We start from the raw sequence: 20781 nt of genomic DNA on the forward strand, positions 1-20781 counted from the left end.
CGTCAGGCGTCGGTCAGCGCGTGGGGGGCAAGGGCCACCGGGCTCGCCGCGCGGGCCGCGACGGCTGCCGGGCGGCTGGCCTGGACCAGGGCGCGGGCCGTGGCCATGCGGCGGGCGGCGGCATCCCCCAGCGCCGGACATTCCCGCAGCAAGGCCGCGGTATCCTCCAGCACCCCGTTGCAGTGCAGCACGAGGTCGCAGCCCGCCGCCAGCGAATCGGCGGCCAGGCTGTTCGAAAGCCCGGCCAGCGCGCCCATGGTCAGGTCGTCCGAAACCAGCACGCCGTCGAAGCCGATCTCGCCGCGGATCGTGCGGCGGATAAGGTGGGGGGAAAGGGTCGCGGGCCGGTCCGGGTCCAGCGCGGCATAGGTGATGTGCGCGGTCATGGCCCAGAGGTGCCGCCCGGCGTCCCGTGCGCAAACCGCCGCGAAGGGCGCGATGTCCGCGGCCAGGGTCGCGGCATCGGCCTCCACCCTGGGCAGGGAAAGATGGCTGTCGGCCGTGGCGCGACCGTGCCCGGGGATGTGCTTGATCACGGGAATGCAGCCGGCGGCCATCAGCCCCTCGATCCAGGCCTGGCCAAGCCGCGCGACCTCCGCCGGATCGGCGGAGAAGGCGCGGTCGCCGATCACGTCGTGCGCGCCGGGCAGCCGCAGGTCCAGCACCGGGGCGCAGACCACGTCCAGCCCTGTCGCGGTGCATTGGGCGCCCAGCAGCGCGGCATTGGCAGCGGCGGCGGCCTCGCTGCCCCCCTCGAAGACGCAGGCGGGCGGAAAGAGCGGCCATTCCGGCGGCCGGAGCCGCGCCACGCGCCCGCCCTCCTGGTCCACCAGGATCGGGGCGTCCTCCCCCAGTTCCTCACGGATGGCCGAGGTCAGGGCGCGCAGCTGCGCGGGGCTCTCCACGTTGCGGCGGAACAGGATGATGCCCGCGGGCGGCGTGGCGCGGAGCACCGCCGCCTCGCCGGCCGTCAGGGCGAGGCCGGAAAGGCCGGTGATGGCGGCGCGCACGCTCATCCGCCGATCACGGCGCAGGGGATGTTCCTGGTCTTGGCGGTGGCACAGAGGGCGCGGGCGACCGCGACATCCGGCATGTTGGTGGCGCGGATGCGCCAGAGCGGCGGCAGGTCGCCCCGGTCCACCCGGGTGATCTGCGGCTGGCGCCCGGCAAGCTCCGGCAGGCGGCCCTGCAGGCGCGCCCATTCCGCGCGCGCCGCTTCCTCGCTGGCGACAGCGCCGAGCTGGACCACGGTGCGGCCGGTGCGGAGCGCCGCGGCATTGGCCGGCAAGGGCGGCGGCGTGATGGCAGGAACCTGCTCGCCCTGCGGCGTCGCGGCGGCCGGCGCCCCCGGCGGCGCGGATGGCGCGGCGGGCTGGGCCGGAACCGGCTCCGGCGCCAGTATGGCGGCCGGCGGCTGCGGGGCCAGCGCGGCGGCGGAGGGATCGGCGATGCGCGCGGCCGCCTGCGGGCCGAGGCTCGGGTTGAGCAACGGCGGGCGGACGGGCTCGGCCACCGGCGCGGCGGGGCCGGCCGCGGCCGGCGCGCTGGAAACGGGAGGCGCTGGCGGCTGGCGGGCGGCCGCCTGGCGGAGCGCGGCAACATCCGGCCGCTCCGGCTCCGGCGAAAGCCGCGGCTGCACGGCGCCGCCGCCCTGGCCCCGCCGCTGGCTCTCGAAGATCCGCTCGTCCTGATTCGCGACCCGCATGCCGCCGGGATCGCTGGGCTTCACCCGGATCGGGCGGGTGTCGGCCTCGATGGTCGGCACCGTGCTGTTCACGGCGCGCGAGACGCCCCAGACAACCGCGCCCCCCACGGCGCCCGCGCCGAGCACGGCGCCCGCGATGGCCACCACGCGCCAGGGAATCTGGAAGCCCACCCGCTGCGGGCGGACCCGATAGCTTGGAACCGTCAAATCGCTCACCGCATCTCCTCGACGGGTGTCACCCCCATCACCGCGAGGCCCGAGCGAATCACCGCGGCCGTCGCCGCCACAAGTGCAAGCCGCGCCCGCGTCGCATCCGGTTCCCCATCCCGGATGAATCGCAGCGTGGCATCCTCGCGCCCCCGGTTCCAGAGTAGATGAAAGTCGGCGGCCAAGTCATGGAGAAAGAACGCGATCCGGTGTGGTTCCCGCGCCAGCGCCGCCGCTTCCACGGTGCGCGGCCAGGCCGTCAGCCGGCGGATCAGCGCCATTTCAGCGGGATCGGCGAGGGACTCGAGCGGGGCGGAGGCAAGCGACTCCGCGTCCGGCTCCCCGGCCTGCCGCAGGACGCTCCGGCAGCGGGCATGGGCGTACTGCACGTAGAACACCGGATTGTCGCGCGACTGCTGCACCACGGCGTCCAGGTCGAACTCCATCTGGGCGTCGGACTTGCGCGTCAGCATGGTGAAGCGCACGGCGTCGCGCCCGACCTCCTCGATCAGGTCGGCCAGGGTCACGTAGGTGCCGGCGCGCTTGGACATGCGCACGGGCTGCCCGCCCTTCACCACCTTCACGATTTGGCACAGCACCACGTCCAGCGGCACCGGGCGATCCGCCGTGAGGGCCGCCACCGCCGCCTTCATGCGCGGCACGTAGCCGCCGTGGTCCGCGCCCCAGACCTGCACCAGCTCGTCGAAGCCGCGGCGGATCTTGTCGGCGTGGTTGCCGATGTCGTTGGCGAAATAGGTGTTGGTGCCGTCGCTCTTGCGCAGCGGGCGGTCCACGTCGTCGCCGAACTCGGTGGAGCGGAACAGCGTCTGCTCGCGCGCCTCCCAGTCGTCCGGCAGCTTGCCCTTGGGCGGTGCCAGCACGCCCTCATAAACCAGCCCGCGGGCGGCGAGGTCCGCGATGGCCGCGTCGGCCGCCCCGCTCGCCACCAGCGCCGCCTCGCTGATGAAGACGTCGTGCGTGACCCCGAGCGCCGCGAGGTCCGAGCGGATCTCCGCCATCATGGCGTCCACGGTGAAGGCGCGCACCGTGTCGAGCCAGAGCGAGGGATCGGCCGGGGTGGCGCCCGGCGCCAGGCTGTCGCCGAACCGCGCGCGCAGCGCCTCGCCCACCGGCACCAGGTATTCGCCGCGGTACTGCAGCCCGCCCGGGATGGACTGGGCGAACTCCTCCTCGGACAGCGCGGTGCCCAGCGCCTGGAGATAACGCCAGTAGGCTGCCCAGGCGAGCGCCTGCACCTGCGCCCCGGCATCGTTGATGTAGTATTCCTTTGTCACCGCCCAGCCGGCCTTGAGCAGCAGGTTGGCCAGGGCATCCCCCACCACCGCGCCGCGGCAATGGCCCACATGCATCGGCCCCGTCGGATTGGCCGAGACATATTCCACGTCCACCTTGCGCCCGCCGCCCGTGCCGCCGTCGCCATAGGCGATGCCGGCGCGGAGCATGACGGGAAGCTGGTCGCGGAGCATTCCCTCCTCGAGGCGCAGGTTCACGAAACCGGGGCCCGCCGGCGCGGCGGCGGCGATGCCGGGATGCGCCAGCAGCCGCTCCGACAGGCCCTGCGCCACCTTCTGCGGCGCCTGGCGCGCGGCCTTGGCCACGACCAGCGCGGCGTTGGTCGCCATGTCCCCGTGCGAGGCGTCGCGCGGCGGCTCCACCAGCACGCGGGCGAGAAGCTCCTCCGGCAGGTCGGGCAGCAGCGCGCGGAGTTCGAACACGACCGCGTCGCGGATCGTGCGGAAGATGTCGGAGGTCATGGGGTGCAATCAGCCGGGAATGTTGGGGTCCGTCAGGCGACGGTGCTCTTCGAGGGCGAACTTGTCGGTCATGCCCGCCAACCAGTCGCAGACGGTGCGGGCGGCGTCGGGCGAACCCGCCTCGCCCGCCCGCTTCGCCCAGGCCGGGGGCAGCATGTCGGGCTGCCCGTGCAGAAGGGAGAACATCACCTGTAGCGCGCGCTTGGACTTCAGCGCCGTGCGGTTCACGCGCCAGTGGCGGTACATGCGGTCGAACAGGAAGGTGCGCGTTTCCTGGTTCAGCGCCCGCATGCGCTCGGAGAAGAAAACGACGGGCTGGGGGGCCGCGCGGATGTCCGTGACGTCGCGTGGGTTCAGCAGCGCGATGCGGCGGCGCGCCTCGTCCACCACGTCGTTGATCATCAGGTTGATCACGCGGCGGATGATCTCGGCCGAAACGCGCTCGGCCGGTGCGTCGGGCGGGATGCTGCGCATCGCCAGGTCCCGCGCGGCCGCCACCAGCGGCAGGGCGCAGGCCTCCTCCAGCGTGAAGAGCCCGGCGCGCAGGCCGTCATCCAGGTCGTGGTTGTTGTAGGCGATGTCGTCGGCGATGGCGGCGGCCTGGGCCTCGGCGCTGGCGTGGCAGTGCAGCTCCAGGTCATGGACCGCGGAATACTCGGCGATGTAGGGCGGCGGGCGGCGCAGCGGCCCGTTGTGCTTGGCCAGGCCCTCCAGCGTCTCCCAGGTCAGGTTCAGCCCGTCGAAGCCGGCGTACCGGTGCTCCAGCAGCGTCACCGCCTTCAGCGACTGGGCGTTGTGGTCATAGCCGCCCCAGCTCCGCATCACGCCGTTCAGCGCCTCCTCCCCGGCATGTCCGAAGGGCGGGTGGCCGAGGTCGTGCGCCAGCGCCAGCGCCTCCGCCAGGTCCTCGTCGAGCCGGAGCTGGCGGGCGATGGAACGGGCGATCTGCGCCACCTCGATCGAGTGGGTCAGCCGCGTGCGGAAGGCATCGCCCTCGTGGAAGACGAAGACCTGGGTCTTGTACTGGAGGCGGCGGAAAGCGGTGGAATGGATGATCCGGTCCCGGTCCCGCTGATAGGGGGACCGCCCGCTGCCGGCATCCTCGGGGTAAAGCCGCCCGCGGGAAGCCTCCGGCTGCACCGCCCAGGGCGCCAGCCCGTGCTGGGCGCGCGCCATGGCGCGCACCGGGCTTTCAGCGGCCGGGCCTCGGGCGTCGGCGGGGGCGGAGGGATCATCCATGGCGTGGGCGGGCCGTAGCACCCGGCCCGCCGCAGCGGCAAGGCTGCTGCCCTTTGGAGAAGCGGGGGCGCCGCACTATCTTGGGGGCAACCGCGGCCCGCACCGCCGGCCGCACCCGAACCAGCCCGAGGTTTCCCCATGCCCGATGGCAGCCCCCTCCCCGCCCCCTTCTCCGCGACGCCCTCCGCCCTGGCGCAGGTGGCGGAGATCGCGGCCACGCAGGGCCGCCCGGAAGCCGGGCTCCGCCTGGCGGTGGAGGCCGGCGGCTGCTCCGGCTTCCAGTACAAGTTCGACCTGGCCGACGCGCCCGAGCCCGACGACTTCGTGGTGGAGGGCCGCGTCTTCGTGGATCCCGTCTCCCTCGACCTGCTCCAGGGCGCCCAGCTCGACTGGGCGGAGGAACTGATCGGCGCCCACTTCAAGGTCCGGAACCCCGTGGCGGTCTCGGGCTGCGGCTGCGGGGTGTCCTTCTCGGTCGGCTGACCCCCATGCGCCTCTGCACCTTCAACGTGAACTCCGCGCGCAAGCGGATGCCGCATCTCCGGCGCCTGCTGGAGCGCCACGCGCCCGATATCGTCTTCCTTCAGGAGCTGAAGTGCCGGACGGAGGAGTTCCCGGCCATGGAGGTGGCCGACCTCGGCTACCGCTGCCACGCCGTCGGCCAGACCGGCGGGCGGAACGGCGTCGCCGTGGTGTCGCGCATCCCCTTCGAGGTGGTGGACGAAGCCCTGCCCGGCATGGAGGACGACACCCATGCCCGCTTCGTGGAGGTGCGGGCCGCCGGTGCCCACCTGGCCGGCATCTACCTGCCCAACGGCAATTCCGGCGGCGCGGAAGGCTATGCCTACAAGCTGCGCTGGATGGAGCACCTGCGCGCCCGCGTGGCCGCCCGGCTGGACGGCTTCACCCCTTATGCGGTGCTCGGCGACTTCAACGTCTGCCCCACGGACGAGGACATGTCCCCAGGTGCCCTGCCCCCCACCGACGCCCTGGTCCGCCCGGAAACCCGTGCCGCCTTCCGCGCCATCACCCACCTGGGCATGACCGAGGCCATGCGCGCCCTGCACCCGGCCGACGCGCCCTGGACCTACTGGGACTACGGTCCCGCCTTCGAGTCGAACCGAGGCCTGCGCATCGACCACGCCCTGCTGAGCGCCGACCTCGCGGAGCGCCTGGAGGGCGCGACGGTGGACGTGGTCGCGCGCTCGGAGGAAACCCCCTCCGACCACGCGCCGGTTCTCTTCGATATCCGGGACTAGGCCGGGCGGGCTGCGAAGGTCAGCACCAGCACGTCCCGGTGGCCGGGGCGCGCGGGGTCGATGGGGCGGATGGGCGTAACCCCATGCTTCACCCGGCGGTCGTCCAGCAGCACGGCATCGGCGGCGTTCGAGAGGGTGAAGCTCGCCTCCTCCCGCCCGTCGATCTCGATGCCGGTCACGCCGCCCTCCACGTTGTCCCGCCCCACCAGCATGACCAGGACGTAATCCACGCCGTCGCGGTGCATGCCCTCGGGGGTGGGCTGTCCTGCCTCCTCCGGGCGGGCCTCGATGCGGAACTGGTGCGCCTCGATGTGCCAGGCCGTTTCGGGGGAAAGCTGGTCGAACACCGACCGCGCCCCGGCCAGCAGGGCGGACAGGGCCAGCCCCTCCCCCACGGCGGGCTCCACCGGCTCGAACCAGCGCTCGACGCCGCCGTTCAGGGGGTTGTGCGCCACGGCCTGGAAATGCGGCCGGTGCGCCGCGCGGGTGATGGCGCCGCCTGCTTCCGCGGCGAAGGTCGCGTGGCGCCGCAGGCGGTAGCGTCCGCCATCGGCCATGAAGGCATCGGGACGGAGGTCGTCCCAGCTCGCGGCGAAGCGGTCCCATTCCGCCCCGGCCAGGGCCTTGCCCGTGATGTCGAAGGCGGTACGCGCCTCGCCTCCCGCCAGGGAAACATAGCCGTTCGCGGCGATGGCGGCGGGAAGGCCGATCACGCCCGCGCCGCCAGCATCACCTGCCGCATGCGCGACACAACGGCGGGCAGGCCCTCGAACAGCGCCTGGCCCATCAGGAAGTGACCGATGTTCAGCTCCGCCACCTCCGGGATCGCGGCCAGGATGGGGGCTGTCACGAAGTCCAGGCCATGCCCGGCATGGCATTCCAGCCCCAGCGACGCGACCTGCCGGGCGGCCTCCCTCAGCCGCGCCAGCTCCCGGTCCCGCGCGGCACCAGGCGGGGTGTCGCAGAAGCGGCCCGTGTGAAGCTCCACCGCGCGCGCCCCGAGCCGGGCGGCCGCTTCCACCTGGGCCGGATCGGGATCAAGGAAAAGGGACACGCGGATGCCCGCGCCGCCCAGCGCGGCCACGATGGGCGCGAGCGCCTCCGCGCCCCCGGCAGCGTCCAGCCCGCCCTCGGTGGTCACCTCGGCGCGGCGCTCGGGGACGATGCAGCAGGCATGAGGGCGCAGCCCCAGCGCGATGGCCTGCATCTCCGCGGTGGCGGCCATTTCCAGGTTGATCGGCGCGGACAGCGCATCCCGCATCGCCCGGCAATCGGCGTCGCGGATGTGGCGGCGGTCCTCGCGCAGATGGATCGTGATGCTGTCGGCGCCATGCGCGAGCGCCAGCCGGGCCGCGGCCAGGGGGTCCGGATGCGCGCCTCCCCGGGCATTGCGGAGGGTGGCGACGTGATCGACGTTCACGCCGAGCCGGATCGGGGTCATGCGGCAGGCTCCGGGTTGCGCCGCACGGCCATCTCGGCCGCGAGGCGGAGGGCGGCGATCAGGCTGGACGGATCGGCAACGCCCTGGCCGGCGATGCCGAAGGCGGTGCCGTGGTCGGGCGAGGTCCGCACGATCGGCAGCCCGAGCGTCACGTTCACCCCGCCATCCATGTCCAGCGTCTTGATCGGGATCAGCGCCTGGTCGTGGTAGAGGCAGAGGGCGGCGTCATAGGTGGTGCGGGCGCGGGCGGTGAACATGGTGTCGGGCGGCAGGGGCCCGAAGGCGTCCACGCCGCGGGCACGCAGGGCCTCGATGGCCGGCACCACCAGGCGCGGCTCCTCGTCGCCCATGGCGCCCTCCTCCCCGGCATGGGGGTTCAGCCCCGCCACCGCGATCCGGGGCGCCGCGATGCCGAAACCCTCCCGCAGGCCCCGGTCCAGCGCCAGTCCGGTGCGGATGATCTCCGCCGTGGTCAGCGTGTCCAGCGCCCGGCGCAGCGAGACATGGATGGTCACCGGCACCACCCGCAGCATCGGGGAGGCGAGCAGCATCACCGGCGGCTCGGCGGTGCCGGTGAGCGCGCCCAGGAACTCGGTGTGCCCCGGAAAGGCGAAGCCGGTGCGGTAAAGCGTCGCCTTGCTGATGGGGTTGGTGACGACCCCGCCCACCCGCCCTTCGCGCGCGAGCGCCACCGCGCGCTCAATGGATCCGAGCACGGCCGGCGCATTCGCGGGATCCGGCTTGCCCGGCGACACCGGCACGGGCAGGCGCACCGTCATCACCGGCAGCCGCCCGGGGAAGATGGCCGCCGCTTCCTCGGGCCCGGCGACCTCGGCCACCGGCACGTCCCATCCCAGCCCGGCGGCCAGCGCCGCCAGCCGCCGGGGATCGTCCAGCGCGACGAAAGCCGGTCCCTCCGCGCGCAGCCGCGCCCAGGCCGCGAGTGTCAGCTCCCCGCCGATGCCGGCGGGATCGCCCATGGTCAATGCGAGCGGCAGGGTCTGGTTCATCGGAGGTAACGTGGCACGGCCATGATCCGCCGCATCCCGCGCGCGGATCATGGCTGTCCCTCTTCCCTCAGATGTCGGCGTAGACGTGCGTCTCCGCCGCCCCGCCCGGATGCGTCACCGCGCCCAGATGCGCGGGGCCGACGAGCTGGGCGTATTTCCAGAGCGCCCCCGCATTGTAATCCGTCCCGCGCGGCGACCAGGCGGCGCGGCGCGCTGCCAGCTCCGCCTCGGGCAGGTCCACGTCGATGGTGCCCTTGTCCGCGTCGATGATGATGCGGTCGCCATCCTTCAGCAGGGCGATGGGGCCGCCGACGGCCGCCTCGGGCCCGACATGCCCGATGCAGAAGCCGCGGGTGGCGCCGGAGAACCGGCCATCGGTGATCAGCGCGACCTCGCCGCCCATCCCCTGCCCGTAGAGGGCGGCGGTGGTGGACAGCATCTCCCGCATGCCGGGACCACCCTTGGGCCCCTCGTAGCGGATGACGATCACGTCGCCGGGCTTGTAGGCGCGGGCGTCCACGGCGGCGAAGGCGTCCTCCTCGCAGTCGAAGCACAGCGCCGTGCCCTCGAAGCGAAGCTCCTTCATGCCCGCCACCTTCACGATGGCACCGTCCGGAGCGAGGTTGCCCTTCAGCCCCACCACGCCGCCGGTGGGCGAGATCGGGTCGGAAACCGGGCGGATCACGTCCTGGTCGCGCGGGAAGATCACCTCCCGGTGGTTTTCGGCCAGCGACTTGCCGGTGACGGTCAGGCAGTCGCCGTGCAGCAGCCCGGCATCGAGCAGCGCCTTCACGATCACGGGGATCCCGCCGACCTTGTAGACGTCATAGGCCACGTAGCGGCCGCCGGGCTTGAGGTCGCCGATATAGGGCGCCTTGCGCATGATCTCCGCCACGTCGTGCAGCGTGAAGGGGATTCCCGCCTCGTGCGCCATGGCCGGCAGGTGCAGGGCGGCATTCGTGGAGCCGCCGGTCGCGCCGACGATCAGCGCCGCGTTGTAGAGGCTTTCCCTGGTGACGATGTCGCGCGGGCGGATGTTCTTGCGCAGCAGCTCCATCACGGCCTTGCCGGACTCGACCGCCCACTTGTCGCGGTCCTCGTAGGGCGCGGGTGCGCCGGCGGAGCCGGGCAGCGCGAGGCCGATCGCCTCGGACACCGTCGCCATGGTGTTCGCCGTGAACTGGCCGCCGCAGGCACCCGCGCTCGGGCAGGCGACGCATTCGAGGGCGTGCAGGTCCTCGTCCGACATGTTGCCGGCCGCGTGCTGTCCCACCGCCTCGAACACGTCCACCACCGTCACGTCCCGGCCCTGGAACTTGCCCGGAAGGATGGAGCCGCCATACATGAACACGCTCGGCACGTTCAGCCGCAGCATCGCCATCATCATGCCCGGCAGCGACTTGTCGCAGCCGGCCAGCCCCACCATCGCGTCGTAGCAATGGCCGCGCATGGTCAGCTCCACCGTGTCCGCGATCGCGTCGCGGGACGCCAGCGAGGACTTCATGCCCTGGTGGCCCATGGCGATGCCGTCGGTGACCGTGATGGTCGTGAACTCGCGGGGCGTGCCGAGGGCGTGCTTCACGCCGACCTTCACGCTCTGCGCCTGCCGGGACAGCGCGATGTTGCAGGGCGCGGCCTCGTTCCAGCAGGTGGCGACGCCCACCAGCGGCTGGGCGATCTCCTCCTCGGTCAGGCCCATCGCGTAGTAGTAGGAGCGGTGGGGCGCCCGCTCCGGGCCGACCGTCACGTGGCGGCTGGGGAGGCGCGACTTGTCCCAGGTGTTGTCCGGCATCGGCATTTCCTTCTTGTGGGGCCGTATATCGCGCAACAAACCGCCCCGATCAACGCGGCCCCGGCCGGGCCGGGCGCCGCGCCTTGCTTCAGGCGGTCATCCACCACCCCGCGCCGCCTCGGCCGCCCTGCGCCGGACCTCCTGCCAGAGGCGAAGCTCGCGCCGCGCGTCGTCCAGCGCCCGGTGGGCCGGCGGCCCCTTCGCCTCCTCCTCGCCCCGGACAGTCTCGAGCACGGCCTTGGCCAGCGCCTCGCGCGCCCCGCCCGGCACGCCCGCGCGCTCCAGCTCGGACAGGGCGACCTCCGCCTGCGCGTCGTCCGTATCCCGCAGGCGCAGCGCGTGTCGCGGCAGGCCGGCGGCCCGGAGAAGGCGGCTCAGCCATTGCCCATCCCAGGAAGGCGCGGAGGCATGGAGCGCGTGGCCGGACAGCACCTCCACCATCCGCCGCGCGACGCCGTCATGCGCCTCGCCCTCGCGCTCCAGCCGTTCGAGGGAGATACCGTGGATGCGTTCGGCCGATGCGTCCCATTCCTCCCAGCCGGGGGCGGGACGGATCAGGTGCCCCTCCCCCGTCCCGTCCTCCATCACCCAGCCGACCTCGATCGGAAAGCCGCGCTTGCCGAGGCTGCTCGCCTCGAAGTCGAGGAAGACGATCACGGCATCACCCCCGGGCGGGCGCAGCGGCTGCCGGCCTCCGGCACCGTCAGCGGTAGACCACGTAGCGCATGATGTAGATGGCGCAGAGCACGGCGCTGAACAGCGCGCCGAGCCGCACCGCCGCCTGCTCGCTGATCGGCGGGTCACGGTCGATCTGCGGCAGGCGGGAGCGGCACCAGAGGATCGGCACCACCGCCAGCACGGTGAGCGCGACGAAGTCGAAGAACCTCACGGCCTGTTCCTCACTCCCTGTTCCTTACGCCCTGGCGCTCAGGCCGCGATTCGCGAGATCGCCGCAGCCAGCCGCGCCGCCTCGGCCTCGGCGGTGCGGAGGCGCTCGCGCGTTTCCTCCACCACCTCCTCCCTGGCGCGGGTGGTGAAATCGGGGTTGGCCAGCTTCTGCGCGATCTTGCGGGCCTCCGCCTCCGCCTTGGCGTGGTCCTTGGCCAGGCGCGCGCGCTCGGCCGCCAGGTCCACCACGCCGGCCAGGGGCAGCATCACCGTTGCCTCCCCCACCACGGCCTGCGCCACGCCCTCGGGCGCGGCGCCCTCCAGCACGCGCACCTCCGTGGCGCGCGCGAGGCGACGGATCGGGTCGATCCAGCGCGCGGCGCGGGCCAGCGTCTCCGCGGTCGCGCCCTGCACCAGCAGCGGCACGGTGACGGATGGCGGCACGTTCACCTCGGCCCGCACCACGCGGACCTCCGTGATAAAGGAAACCAGCCAGTCCAGCTCCGCCCGCGCCTCGGCGGCGCCGGGAACGGCCACGGCCTCAGGCCAGGGCGTGCGGATCAGGCTGCCCTCGGGGCCGTAGCCGAAGCGGTCCCACAGCTCCTCGGTCACGAAGGGCATCACGGGATGGGCGAGCCGCAGGATCACGCCCAGAACATGCTGCGCAGCCCCCTTCGCCGCCTCCTTCTCCGCGCCGTCCGGCCCCATCAGGGCGGGCTTGGCCAGCTCCAGGAACCAGTCGCAGAAGCTGCCCCAGGTGAAGCGGTAGAGCGCCGCGGCGTAGTCGTCGAGGCGATAGGCCTCCAGCGCCGCCGTCGCCTCCGCCACCGCCGCGTTCGCCGCGTCGATGATCCAGCGGGCGAGCGGCGTGGCCGCCTCCGCGGGATCGTAGGAAGCATCGGGCGCGATGCCGTTCATCTCGCAGAACCGGGCGGCGTTCCACAGCTTGGTGACGAAGGCCCGGTTGCTCTCCACCTTCTGCCGCCCCAGCCGCACGTCCCGCCCAGGCCCCGCGAAGGAGGCCAGGGTGAAGCGCAGGGCATCCGCCCCATAGGCATCCGCCAGCTCCAGCGGGTCCATGACGTTGCCCTTGGACTTGGACATCTTCTGGCCGCGCTCGTCGCGCACCAGGCCGTGGATGTTCACCACCTTGAAGGGCACGTCACCCATGAAGTGGATGCCCAGCATCATCATCCGGGCCACCCAGAAGAAGATGATGTCGAAGCCCGTCACCAGCACGTCGCCCGGATAGTAGCGGGCCAGCTCCGGCGTCTTCTCCGGCCAGCCCAGGGTGGAGAAGGGCCAGAGCCCGGAGGAGAACCAGGTGTCCAGCACGTCCGGATCGCGGTTCAGCGGCTGGTCGCTGCCGTAATGCGCGCGGGCGGCCGCCAGGGCCTCCTCCTCCGTGCGCTCCACGAAGACATGCCCGTCCGGCCCGTACCAGGCGGGGATCTGGTGGCCCCACCAGAGCTGGCGCGACACGCACCAGGGCTGGATGTCACGCATCCAGGCGAAGAAGGTGTTCTCCCACTGCTTCGGCACGAACTGCGTGCGGCCGCTCTCCACCGCCTCGATGGCGGGCTTGGCCAGCGTCGCGGCGTCGGCGTACCACTGCCAGGTCAGCCGCGGCTCGATCGGCACGCCCGAGCGGTCGCCATGCGGCACCGCGTGGGTGTGGGCCTCGATCGCCTCGATCAGCTCCAGCCGCTCCAGCTCCGCGATGATGGCGCGGCGTGCCTCGAAGCGGTCCTGGCCGGCGAGCAACCGGGCCGTGCCCGGGTCGGCCACGCCCGGCACCGCCCGCAGGTCCGCCTCGATTTCGCCGAGCGTCACCCGCCCCTCGGGGTCCAGCACCGTCGGCGCGGGCAGCCCATGGCGTCGCGCCACCTCGAAATCGTTGAAGTCGTGCGCGGGGGTGATCTTCACCGCGCCCGAGCCCTTCTCCGGGTCCGAATAGGCATCGGCCACCACGGGAATGCGCCGCCCGATGATCGGCAGCACCAGGAACTTGCCAACCAGGTCCCGGAAGCGCCCGTCATCGGGATTCACGGCCACCGCGGTGTCGCCCAGCATGGTTTCCGGGCGGGTCGTCGCCACCACCAGGAAGCGTCCGGGCTCGCCCTCCACGGGGTAGCGCAGGTGCCAGAGGCTGCCCTTCACCTCCCGGCTCTCGACCTCAAGGTCGGAGATCGCGGTCTGGAACTTCACGTCCCAGTTCACCAGCCGGCGGTCCCGGTAGATCAGGCCCTGGCGGTGCAGCGTCACGAAGACCTCCCGCACCGCGACGGAAAGCCCCTCGTCCATGGTGAAGCGCTCGCGCGACCAGTCGAGGCTCGCGCCCATGCGCCGCAGCTGGCGCGTGATCGCGCCGCCGCTCTCGTTCTTCCACTTCCACACGCGCTCAAGGAAGGCCTCGCGCCCCATCTGGCGGCGGTCCAGCCCCTCGGCGGCCAGGAGGCGCTCCACCACCATTTGCGTCGCGATGCCCGCGTGGTCGGTGCCGGGCTGCCAGAGGGCGTCCCGCCCCTGCATCCGCCGGAAGCGCACCAGCGTGTCCTGGATGGTGACGTCCAGCGCGTGGCCCACATGCAGGCTGCCCGTGACGTTGGGCGGCGGGATCATGATGGTGAAGGGCCTGGCGGCGGAGGCCGGCTCGGCCGCGAAGGCGCCGGAGCCTTCCCAGCCTTCGTAGAGGCGCGGCTCGTAGCCGGCGGGCGAGAGGGTCTTGTCGAGCATGGCCGGAGGCTTGGCGCGGCGCGCGGGCCGCCGTCAAGGCCCGTGCGCGTGCCCCCTGCCCCGCGGCGGAGGTGCTCCTAGCCGAGCGACCTGCTGATCACCCGCTCGATCTCGGCCCGCACGAGACGCTCCACCAGCCCCGGCAGGTGCGTGTCCAGCCAGTCCTTCAGCATGGGGCGCACTTCCTCGCGCACCACGTCCTCGATGGAGGGCCCGCCGCGGTGGACGGGGGCGCTGCGCTCCGCGGCCACCGCGCGGGCGAGCTGGCCCAGGATGGCCGAGGCCGCCGCCGCGGTGGCAGGGGCCAGGATGCCCTCGGCCGCCTGCGGCACCGGAGCTGGCGGCTCGGGCTGCGCCACCGGCGCCGCCGGCTCCCGGCCGGTTTGCACGGGGCTGCCCGCCACCGCGGCCGCCGGCGCCGGATGGACCGGCGGCGGGGCGGAGGACGGAGGCAGGGTGGGTGCAGCCGGGGCGGACTGGCCGCCGGCCACCATGATGCCGGCCGGCTCGCGCGGCATGGGCTCGGCCGCGCGGGGCGTCTCGCTCGGGGGCAGGACCAGCATCTCCTCCGTCAGGTCAAGCGGCTCGGCGGCCGCGTCTTGCAGGCTCACGGAAAGAACAGGCGCGGGCATCGCGTCGGGCGCGGCGGCCACCGCCGGCTCGGGAGGCGGCGCGGCGGCCTCCTCCTCGTTCAGGATCTTGCGGATGGAAGCGAGGATGTCCTCCATCGACGGGTCCTGACCGGGGGCGGTGGCGGCGCCGGACATGCGGGGCTCCCTTCTGGGGCGAATGAGATCGGAACGCGTGCTACTGGCGCACGGCCTGGGGCACGGAATAGTCGCCCAGCCCCGCCCAGCGGTCACGCACGGCCCGGTAATAGGCTTCCTGGTCGTAGAGCGCGACGGGCAGCGCAAGGTCCCGCGCCGTCAGCCGCCCGACGGCCTGGGCCAGCGAATGGCTGGCCGTCACCACGTTGGCCAGAGCGCGGACCAGCGAGACGCGGGCGTTGAGCAGCTCCTGCTCGGCGTTCAGCACGTCGAGCGTGGTGCGGCTGCCGACCACGGCCTCGCGCTGCACGCCGTCCAGCGCGATCTCGGCGGCGCGGATCTGGGCGCGCACGCTTTCCACGGTGGCGCGCGCGCTGCCCAGGGTCTCCCAGGCCGTGGAGGCCTGGGCCGACGCCGCGCGGCGCTGGTCGTCCACCACCTGGCGCAGGCGGCTGGCATCCTGGCGCGCCTGGCGCACCGCCGAATACTCGGCCCCGCCCTGGTAGATCGGGACGGTCAGGGTGGCTGTCACGCTTTCGCCGATCCCGCGCGTTCCGGCCACGGTCTGGTTGTCGTTGCGAAAGGCCTGGGCCTGCAGGCTCGCCTGCGGCAGCAGCGTCGAGAGCTGGATGTCGATGGCGTCGCGCCCCGCCGCCTCGTCGAACAGCGCGGCCACGACGGCAGGGTTGTTCAGCGCGGCCACCTGGGCGGCGTCCTGGTTGTTGCGCGCGGCCGGGGTCAGCGGCTGCGGCGCGGTCAGGCGCGTCGGCGCCACGCCGATGGTGCGCAGGAAGGTGGCGCGGGAGTTCTGGAGCTGCCCTTCCGCATCGGCGCGGGACGCCCGCGCGCCGGCCAGGCGCGACTCCGCCTGCGCCACGTCGGTGCGGGTGATCTCGCCCACGCGGAAGCGCTCGTTGGTGGCGTCCAGCTGGCGCTGCAGCACCTGGGCGTTGTTCAGGTTGAGGCGCACCTCCTCCTGGAAGCGGATCACGTTCACATAGGCGGTGACGGTGTCCTGCAGCACCTGCTGCTCCGTCGCCAGCAGGCGGGCGCGCTGCGCGAGGACCTGGTTTTCGGCACGGCGGGTCGTGGCCACGGTGCGCCCGCCGCGATAAAGCGGCTGGCTGACGGTGGCGGCGACGCTGCCGATGCCGCGCTCCTGGTCGCTGGTGACGCCGATGCGCTGGCCATTGGCCAGGTTGGCGCGCTGGCGGGCATTGGCCACGGCATAGCCCGCGCTGCCCGTGATGCTGACGCTCGGACGCCAGCCCGCCAGGGCCTGCGGCACGTTCTCGTCCACCACGCGGAGCTGGGCGCGGGCGGTCGCGAGGGTGGGGTTGTTGGCGTAGGTCTGGGCGAGGGCTTCCTGCAACGTCTGGGCGGTGGCCGGAGCGACGAAAGTAGCCGCCAGGCAGAACGCCGTGCCAGAGAGCAACCCGGCGGTGCGCAGCGCGGCACGAAGGGAGGTCTTCCCGGCTCCGGGGCGCGGAAGGTGACTGGGGGTCATCGGCTGCTATCCCTGTTCAACCGCGCCGCGGCCCCTGGACGGGGCGCGGCGGGCTGGATGGTCGTGGTTCCGGTCATGCTAGCCCGCGCTGCCGCATCACGGCCAGGATTGCAGGCCACACTTGCGGCAGCGCATTTCCGAATGGTTCATGGCGGGCAAGGGGCGGCAAGCGACCCTGCCCGGCCGCTTCCTCAGGCCAGAACGAATCCGGCCCTGGGGGTGAAAGCGGGCAGCAGGGTGCCCTGCACGTCGAAGGCCTCCACCACGCTGAAGGCAGCGCCGACGCGGCGGCCCAGGATGGCGGCCCCCACCTCGCCCGGCGGCTGGCGGATCGCGACCAGGCGCCCGCCCTCGGCGAGCTGCTGCACCAGGGCGGGCGGCACGGCCGGCACCGCGCCCTCCACCAGGATGAGGTCAAAGGGAGCTCCCGCCGGGAAGCCCGCCGGCGGCAGCCCGGTCTCCCGGCGCAGGGCGCCCGGGGGAAGGTTGGAGGCCGCGATGGCCGCGCCGCCCAGGTCGGCCAGCACCGCGTCGTCCTCCAGCGCGATCACCTGCACACCCATATGGGCCAGCAGCGCCGCGCCGTAGCCGGTGCCGGCGGACAACACCAGCACCCGCTCGCCCGGGCGGGGCGCGGCGAGCTGGATCATGCGCCCGATCGTCATGGGCTGGAGCAGGACGCGCCCCCGGCCGAGCGCCAGGTCCTCGTCCGCGAGGGCCCGGACGCGGAGCGCCGGCGGCACGAAGAGCTCCCGCGGGACCTCCAGCATCGCCAGCAGGATCCGCGGGTCCGTCACCCGGTTGGGCTTCACCTGCCCGTCGACCATGCGCCTGCGCGCCTCGGCGTAATCCATGCCGCCCGCTGCCCCATCTTCATTGAACTGGGCGGTTTATAGGCGGGGCCGCCCCCGCTTGGAAGGACGCGCCGCGGCAGCCTCCTCGCCGGACGCGCGCCGGGCCGGGTTGACCCGCCGCCCCGGGAAGGCGATATCGGCCGGGCGTGCCGGCCCGATGGCAGAATGGTGATGCAACGGACTGCAAATCCGTGAATGTGGGTTCGATTCCCGCTCGGGCCTCCACCGCCTCCCACGACCCCCCTTGCGGGATCGGCGGAGGCGCGGTATCCGGCGCGCCCCGCAACCGATCGCGGGCCTGATCCCCGATAGCTCAGCTGGTAGAGCACGCGACTGTTAATCGCTAGGTCGTTGGTTCGAGTCCAACTCGGGGAGCCACTTGAAGGGGGACGCGCCGCAGGGTGCGTCCCCTTTTTCGTTTCCCGGTCCCTTTCCGGGAATGCCGCTTCGGCAAGCGTGATGAAAGCCCGGTGACAAGCGCCGGGATGGGGTTGCCCTGCCGCGCGGCTCGGGCAGAAGGGGACGCATGACCGACGAGACCATTCTGACCAACGCCCGGCTTGTGCTGCCGGACGGCGTTCTCCTTGGCACTGTCCTGCTGCACGGCGGCCTGATCGCGGAGGTCTCGCCCGGCCGCAGCGCCGCGCCCGGCGCGGAAGACCTCGGCGGCGACCACCTGATCCCCGGCGTGGTGGACGTGCACACCGACAACCTGGAACGCCAGGTCCTGCCCCGCAGCATGGCCCGCTGGCCCTCGGCCTCGGCCTTCCTGGCGCATGATTCGCAGGTGGCCGTCGCGGGCGTGACCACGGTGCTGGACGCCCTCTGCCTGGGCGACCTCGGCTTCGACGAGAGCCGCCTGCAGACCGCGCGCGATGGCGCGCGCGACCTGCAGGCCCTGACCGAGGCGGGGGCCCTGAAGTCCGATCACCGGCTGCACCTGCGCTGCGAGCTGCCCGCGACGGACATGCTGCCCATGCTCGCAGACTACCACGACCATCCCATGCTCCGCATGGTCAGCCTGATGGACCACACCCCCGGCGTCGGCCAGTACGCCGATCCCGACCGCTACCGGGCCATGCGCGTGAAGGGCGGCGCGAGCCCCGCGGCGGTGGACCGGCGGATCGCGGAGCTGACGGCGCAGCGCGCCGAATGGGCCGAGCCCAACCGCCGCGCCCTGCTTTCCCTGTTCGAGGGGCGGAACGTGCCCCTGGCCACGCATGACGACTGGGATGCCGAGGTGGTGGCCCGCAACGCCGCGGACGGCATCGGCATCAGCGAGTTCCCCGTGAACCCCGCCGCCGCCCGCGCCGCCCGCGCCCACGGCATGGCCATCATCGCCGGGGCGCCCAATCTGGTGCGGGGGGGCAGCCATTCCGGCAACGTCTCCGCCGCCGACCTCGCGCGGGAAGGCCTGGTGGACATCATTGCCTCCGACTACGTGCCGCCCGCCATGATCGAGGCCGCCTGGAGGCTGGCGGACGCCACCGGCATGGACCTGTCCGCCGCGGTGGCAACGGTGACATCCAACCCGGCCCGCGCCCTCGGACTCGATGACCGCGGGCGGATCGCGGCAGGGTTGCGCGCGGACCTGGTGCGGCTGCGGGAGTTCGGCGGCACGCCGGTGGTGCAGGCCGTGTGGCGCGGCGGGGCGCGAATCGCATGATGGGGGTCGGCACCCTCGCCCGCGTGGCGCTCTACTGGGCCCCGGCGCTGGATGACCCCCTGCACGCCCTGGGCAGCCGCTGGCTGGGGCGTGATGCCGAAACGGGAGCGCGGCTGCCCCAGCCGCCCGCGGCGGACCTGGACCTGCAGGCGCTGACGGAGGACCCCCGCCGCTACGGGCTCCACGCCACGCTCAAGCCTCCCTTCCACATGACCCGCAGCTACGCCGCCATGCGGGCCGATGCGGCATCGCTGGCGGCCCGCATCGCCCCCTTCGACCTTCCGCCGCTGGAGCTGGCCTCCCTGGGCGGCTTCCTGGCCCTGCGCGAGGCCGCCCCCTGCCCCGCCCTGCACGCCCTGGCGGATGCCTGCGTCTCCGGGATGGACGGGCACCGCCGGGCGCCCGACATGGCCGAGATCATCCGCCGCCGCCCCGAGCGCCTTTCCCCGGCCGAGCAGGAGAACCTGCGGCTCTGGGGCTACCCCCACGTGTTCGCCGAATGGCGCTTCCACGTGACCCTGACGCGGCGCCTCACGCCCGAGCAGGACGCGGTGCTGCGCCCCGCCGCCCTGGCCTTCCTGGGCGAGGCCGCCGCCCGCCCGCGCCGGGTCTCGGACATCTGCCTCTTCACGCAGGCCGCCCCGGGCGAGCCCTTCCTTCTGGCCGAGCGCCTGCCGCTGGGCGGCTGAGCCCCCTTCCCGGCGGCCGCGCGAGGCGGCATGACCTTTCGCCGCACCGGCCGTTGAGGCCGGTGCGGAAACGGGAGGAACGGCCATGCAGGCAGCGACGGACGAGTACGGAGAGCTTCGCGAGGCCGTCCGCGCCCTCTGCGCCGATTTCCCCGCCGAGTACCACCGCAAGATCGACGCCGAGCGCGGCTATCCCGAGGCCTTCGTCGATGCCCTGACCAAGGCCGGCTGGCTCGCGGCCCTGATCCCCGAGGAATACGGCGGCTCCGGCCTCGGGCTGACGGAAGCCTCCATCATCATGGAGGAGATCAACCGCTCGGGCGGGAACTCGGGCGCCTGCCACGGGCAGATGTACAACATGGGCACCCTGCTCCGGCACGGCTCGGAGGAGCAGAAGCGCCGCTATCTGCCGCGCATCGCCACGGGCGAGCTGCGCCTGCAATCCATGGGCGTGACCGAGCCGACCACGGGCACCGACACCACCAAGCTCCGCACCACGGCCGTCCGCCAGGGCGACCGCTACGTGGTGAACGGGCAGAAGGTCTGGATCTCGCGCGTCCAGCATTCCGAGCTGATGATCCTGCTCGCGCGCACCACGCCGCTCGCGGAGGTGAAGAAGAAGTCCGAGGGGATGTCGATCTTCCTCGTGGACCTGCGCGACGCCATCGGCAACGGCATGACCGTCCGGCCCATCGACAACATGGTGAACCACGAGACCAACGAGATCTTCTTCGACAACCTGGAGATTCCCGCCGAGAACCTGATCGGCGAGGAAGGCCGTGGCTTCCGCTACATCCTCGATGGCCTCAACGCCGAGCGCACGCTGATCGCGGCGGAATGCATCGGCGACGGCTACTGGTTCATCGACAAGGTCGTGCCCTACGTGAAGGAGCGCGTGGTCTTCGGCCGCCCCATCGGCCAGAACCAGGGCGTGCAGTTCCCGATCGCCGAGAGCTACATCGAGATCGAGGCCGCGAACCTCATGCGCTTCGAGGCCTGCCGGCTGTTCGACGCGAACCAGCCCTGCGGCGCGCAGGCGAACATGGCCAAGTACCTGGCGGCCAAGGCCTCCTGGGAGGCGGCGAATGCCTGCCTGCAGTTCCATGGCGGTTACGGCTTCGCGCATGAATACGACGTGGAGCGGAAGTTCCGGGAAACGCGCCTCTACCAGGTGGCGCCGATCAGCACGAACCTGATCCTGAGCTACGTCGCCGAGCACATCCTGGGCATGCCGCGCAGCTTCTGA

General features: G+C 72.7%; 19 protein-coding genes and 2 tRNA genes. 7 read left to right on the forward strand and 14 right to left on the reverse strand.

The genetic code is table 11. From position 1 onward, the window contains the following. Positions 1-2 precede the first annotated feature (2 nt). Genes nagZ through ACFFIC_RS01010 form a run of 4 tightly spaced genes read right to left on the reverse strand, consistent with a single transcriptional unit; the run spans position 3 to position 4863 of the window. Positions 3-1016, reverse strand: a complete 1014-nt coding sequence (gene nagZ / locus ACFFIC_RS00995) for a beta-N-acetylhexosaminidase (RefSeq protein ID WP_377048144.1) — start codon at positions 1014-1016, stop codon at positions 3-5. Further along, positions 1013-1921: an SPOR domain-containing protein gene (locus tag ACFFIC_RS01000; RefSeq protein WP_377048145.1), complete on the reverse strand. Its 909-nt coding sequence runs from the start codon at positions 1919-1921 to the stop codon at positions 1013-1015. The genes nagZ and ACFFIC_RS01000 overlap by 4 nt, the downstream gene beginning before the upstream one ends. Then, complete coding sequence (argS, locus tag ACFFIC_RS01005) at positions 1918-3687, reverse strand: arginine--tRNA ligase (RefSeq protein WP_377048146.1); 1770 nt, start codon at positions 3685-3687, stop codon at positions 1918-1920. Before argS ends, ACFFIC_RS01000 begins: the two co-directional genes overlap by 4 nt. Positions 3688-3696: 9 nt before the next feature. Next, positions 3697-4863 carry a deoxyguanosinetriphosphate triphosphohydrolase gene (locus ACFFIC_RS01010; protein ID WP_377048276.1) on the reverse strand — a complete coding sequence of 389 codons (1167 nt, stop codon included), beginning with the start codon at positions 4861-4863 and terminating at the stop codon, positions 3697-3699. Positions 4864-5064: 201 nt separating this feature from the next. Between ACFFIC_RS01010 and ACFFIC_RS01015 the strand changes: the two genes are divergently transcribed. Further along, the gene (locus tag ACFFIC_RS01015; RefSeq protein ID WP_377048147.1) at positions 5065-5409 is read left to right on the forward strand and encodes a HesB/IscA family protein; all 345 of its coding nucleotides are present in this window, start codon (positions 5065-5067) and stop codon (positions 5407-5409) included. Between the two features lie 5 nt (positions 5410-5414). Then, positions 5415-6185, forward strand: a complete 771-nt coding sequence (locus ACFFIC_RS01020) for an exodeoxyribonuclease III (protein ID WP_377048148.1) — start codon at positions 5415-5417, stop codon at positions 6183-6185. Here ACFFIC_RS01020 and ACFFIC_RS01025 read toward each other — a convergent pair. The 10 genes from ACFFIC_RS01025 to ACFFIC_RS01070 all read right to left on the reverse strand — a co-directional run bounded on the left by ACFFIC_RS01025 (position 6182) and on the right by ACFFIC_RS01070 (position 17180). After that, on the reverse strand, positions 6182-6898 hold the full coding sequence (locus tag ACFFIC_RS01025; protein WP_377048149.1) for a 2OG-Fe dioxygenase family protein: 717 nt from the start codon (positions 6896-6898) through the stop codon (positions 6182-6184). The two genes, ACFFIC_RS01020 and ACFFIC_RS01025, sit on opposite strands and share 4 nt — an antisense overlap. Further along, positions 6895-7626 (reverse strand): pyridoxine 5'-phosphate synthase, encoded by a 732-nt coding sequence (locus tag ACFFIC_RS01030; RefSeq protein ID WP_377048150.1) that lies wholly within the window; start codon positions 7624-7626, stop codon positions 6895-6897. Before ACFFIC_RS01030 ends, ACFFIC_RS01025 begins: the two co-directional genes overlap by 4 nt. After that, on the reverse strand, positions 7623-8636 hold the full coding sequence (gene pdxA / locus ACFFIC_RS01035) for a 4-hydroxythreonine-4-phosphate dehydrogenase PdxA (protein ID WP_377048277.1): 1014 nt from the start codon (positions 8634-8636) through the stop codon (positions 7623-7625). The genes ACFFIC_RS01030 and pdxA overlap by 4 nt, the downstream gene beginning before the upstream one ends. A 67-nt stretch (positions 8637-8703) precedes the next feature. Continuing rightward, entirely contained in the window at positions 8704-10428 is a 1725-nt protein-coding gene (ilvD, locus tag ACFFIC_RS01040; RefSeq protein WP_377048151.1) for a dihydroxy-acid dehydratase, read from the reverse strand. 96 nt (positions 10429-10524) lie between these two features. Next, on the reverse strand, positions 10525-11085 hold the full coding sequence (locus ACFFIC_RS01045) for a 3'-5' exonuclease (RefSeq protein WP_377048152.1): 561 nt from the start codon (positions 11083-11085) through the stop codon (positions 10525-10527). Between the two features lie 46 nt (positions 11086-11131). Continuing rightward, positions 11132-11317, reverse strand: a complete 186-nt coding sequence (locus tag ACFFIC_RS01050) for a hypothetical protein (protein ID WP_377048153.1) — start codon at positions 11315-11317, stop codon at positions 11132-11134. 38 nt (positions 11318-11355) lie between these two features. After that, the gene (locus ACFFIC_RS01055) at positions 11356-14052 is read right to left on the reverse strand and encodes a valine--tRNA ligase (RefSeq protein WP_377048154.1); all 2697 of its coding nucleotides are present in this window, start codon (positions 14050-14052) and stop codon (positions 11356-11358) included. 77 nt (positions 14053-14129) lie between these two features. Continuing rightward, a complete protein-coding gene (locus tag ACFFIC_RS01060) occupies positions 14130-14819 on the reverse strand; it encodes a DUF2497 domain-containing protein (RefSeq protein ID WP_377048155.1) in 690 nt (229 codons plus the stop codon). A gap of 40 nt (positions 14820-14859) precedes the next feature. Next, the gene (locus ACFFIC_RS01065) at positions 14860-16326 is read right to left on the reverse strand and encodes a TolC family outer membrane protein (RefSeq protein WP_377048156.1); all 1467 of its coding nucleotides are present in this window, start codon (positions 16324-16326) and stop codon (positions 14860-14862) included. 191 nt (positions 16327-16517) lie between these two features. Further along, positions 16518-17180 (reverse strand): protein-L-isoaspartate O-methyltransferase family protein, encoded by a 663-nt coding sequence (locus ACFFIC_RS01070; RefSeq protein ID WP_377048157.1) that lies wholly within the window; start codon positions 17178-17180, stop codon positions 16518-16520. Positions 17181-17331: 151 nt separating this feature from the next. On the opposite strand from ACFFIC_RS01070, the gene ACFFIC_RS01075 reads away from it, so the two are divergent. From ACFFIC_RS01075 to ACFFIC_RS01095, 5 genes are all read left to right on the forward strand, one after another. Then, positions 17332-17405 (forward strand) — tRNA-Cys (locus ACFFIC_RS01075). 77 nt (positions 17406-17482) lie between these two features. Continuing rightward, a tRNA-Asn gene (locus tag ACFFIC_RS01080) sits at positions 17483-17558 on the forward strand. A 148-nt stretch (positions 17559-17706) separates the two neighbouring features. Continuing rightward, positions 17707-18846: an alpha-D-ribose 1-methylphosphonate 5-triphosphate diphosphatase gene (locus tag ACFFIC_RS01085; RefSeq protein ID WP_377048158.1), complete on the forward strand. Its 1140-nt coding sequence runs from the start codon at positions 17707-17709 to the stop codon at positions 18844-18846. Further along, positions 18843-19535 (forward strand): DUF1045 domain-containing protein, encoded by a 693-nt coding sequence (locus ACFFIC_RS01090; RefSeq protein WP_377048159.1) that lies wholly within the window; start codon positions 18843-18845, stop codon positions 19533-19535. Before ACFFIC_RS01085 ends, ACFFIC_RS01090 begins: the two co-directional genes overlap by 4 nt. Positions 19536-19620: 85 nt before the next feature. Beyond that, entirely contained in the window at positions 19621-20781 is a 1161-nt protein-coding gene (locus ACFFIC_RS01095) for an acyl-CoA dehydrogenase family protein (RefSeq protein ID WP_377048160.1), read from the forward strand.

This window comes from Muricoccus vinaceus, assembly GCF_042433125.1.
In the GTDB taxonomy this organism is placed as follows: Bacteria; Pseudomonadota; Alphaproteobacteria; order Acetobacterales; family Acetobacteraceae; genus Roseomonas; species Roseomonas vinacea.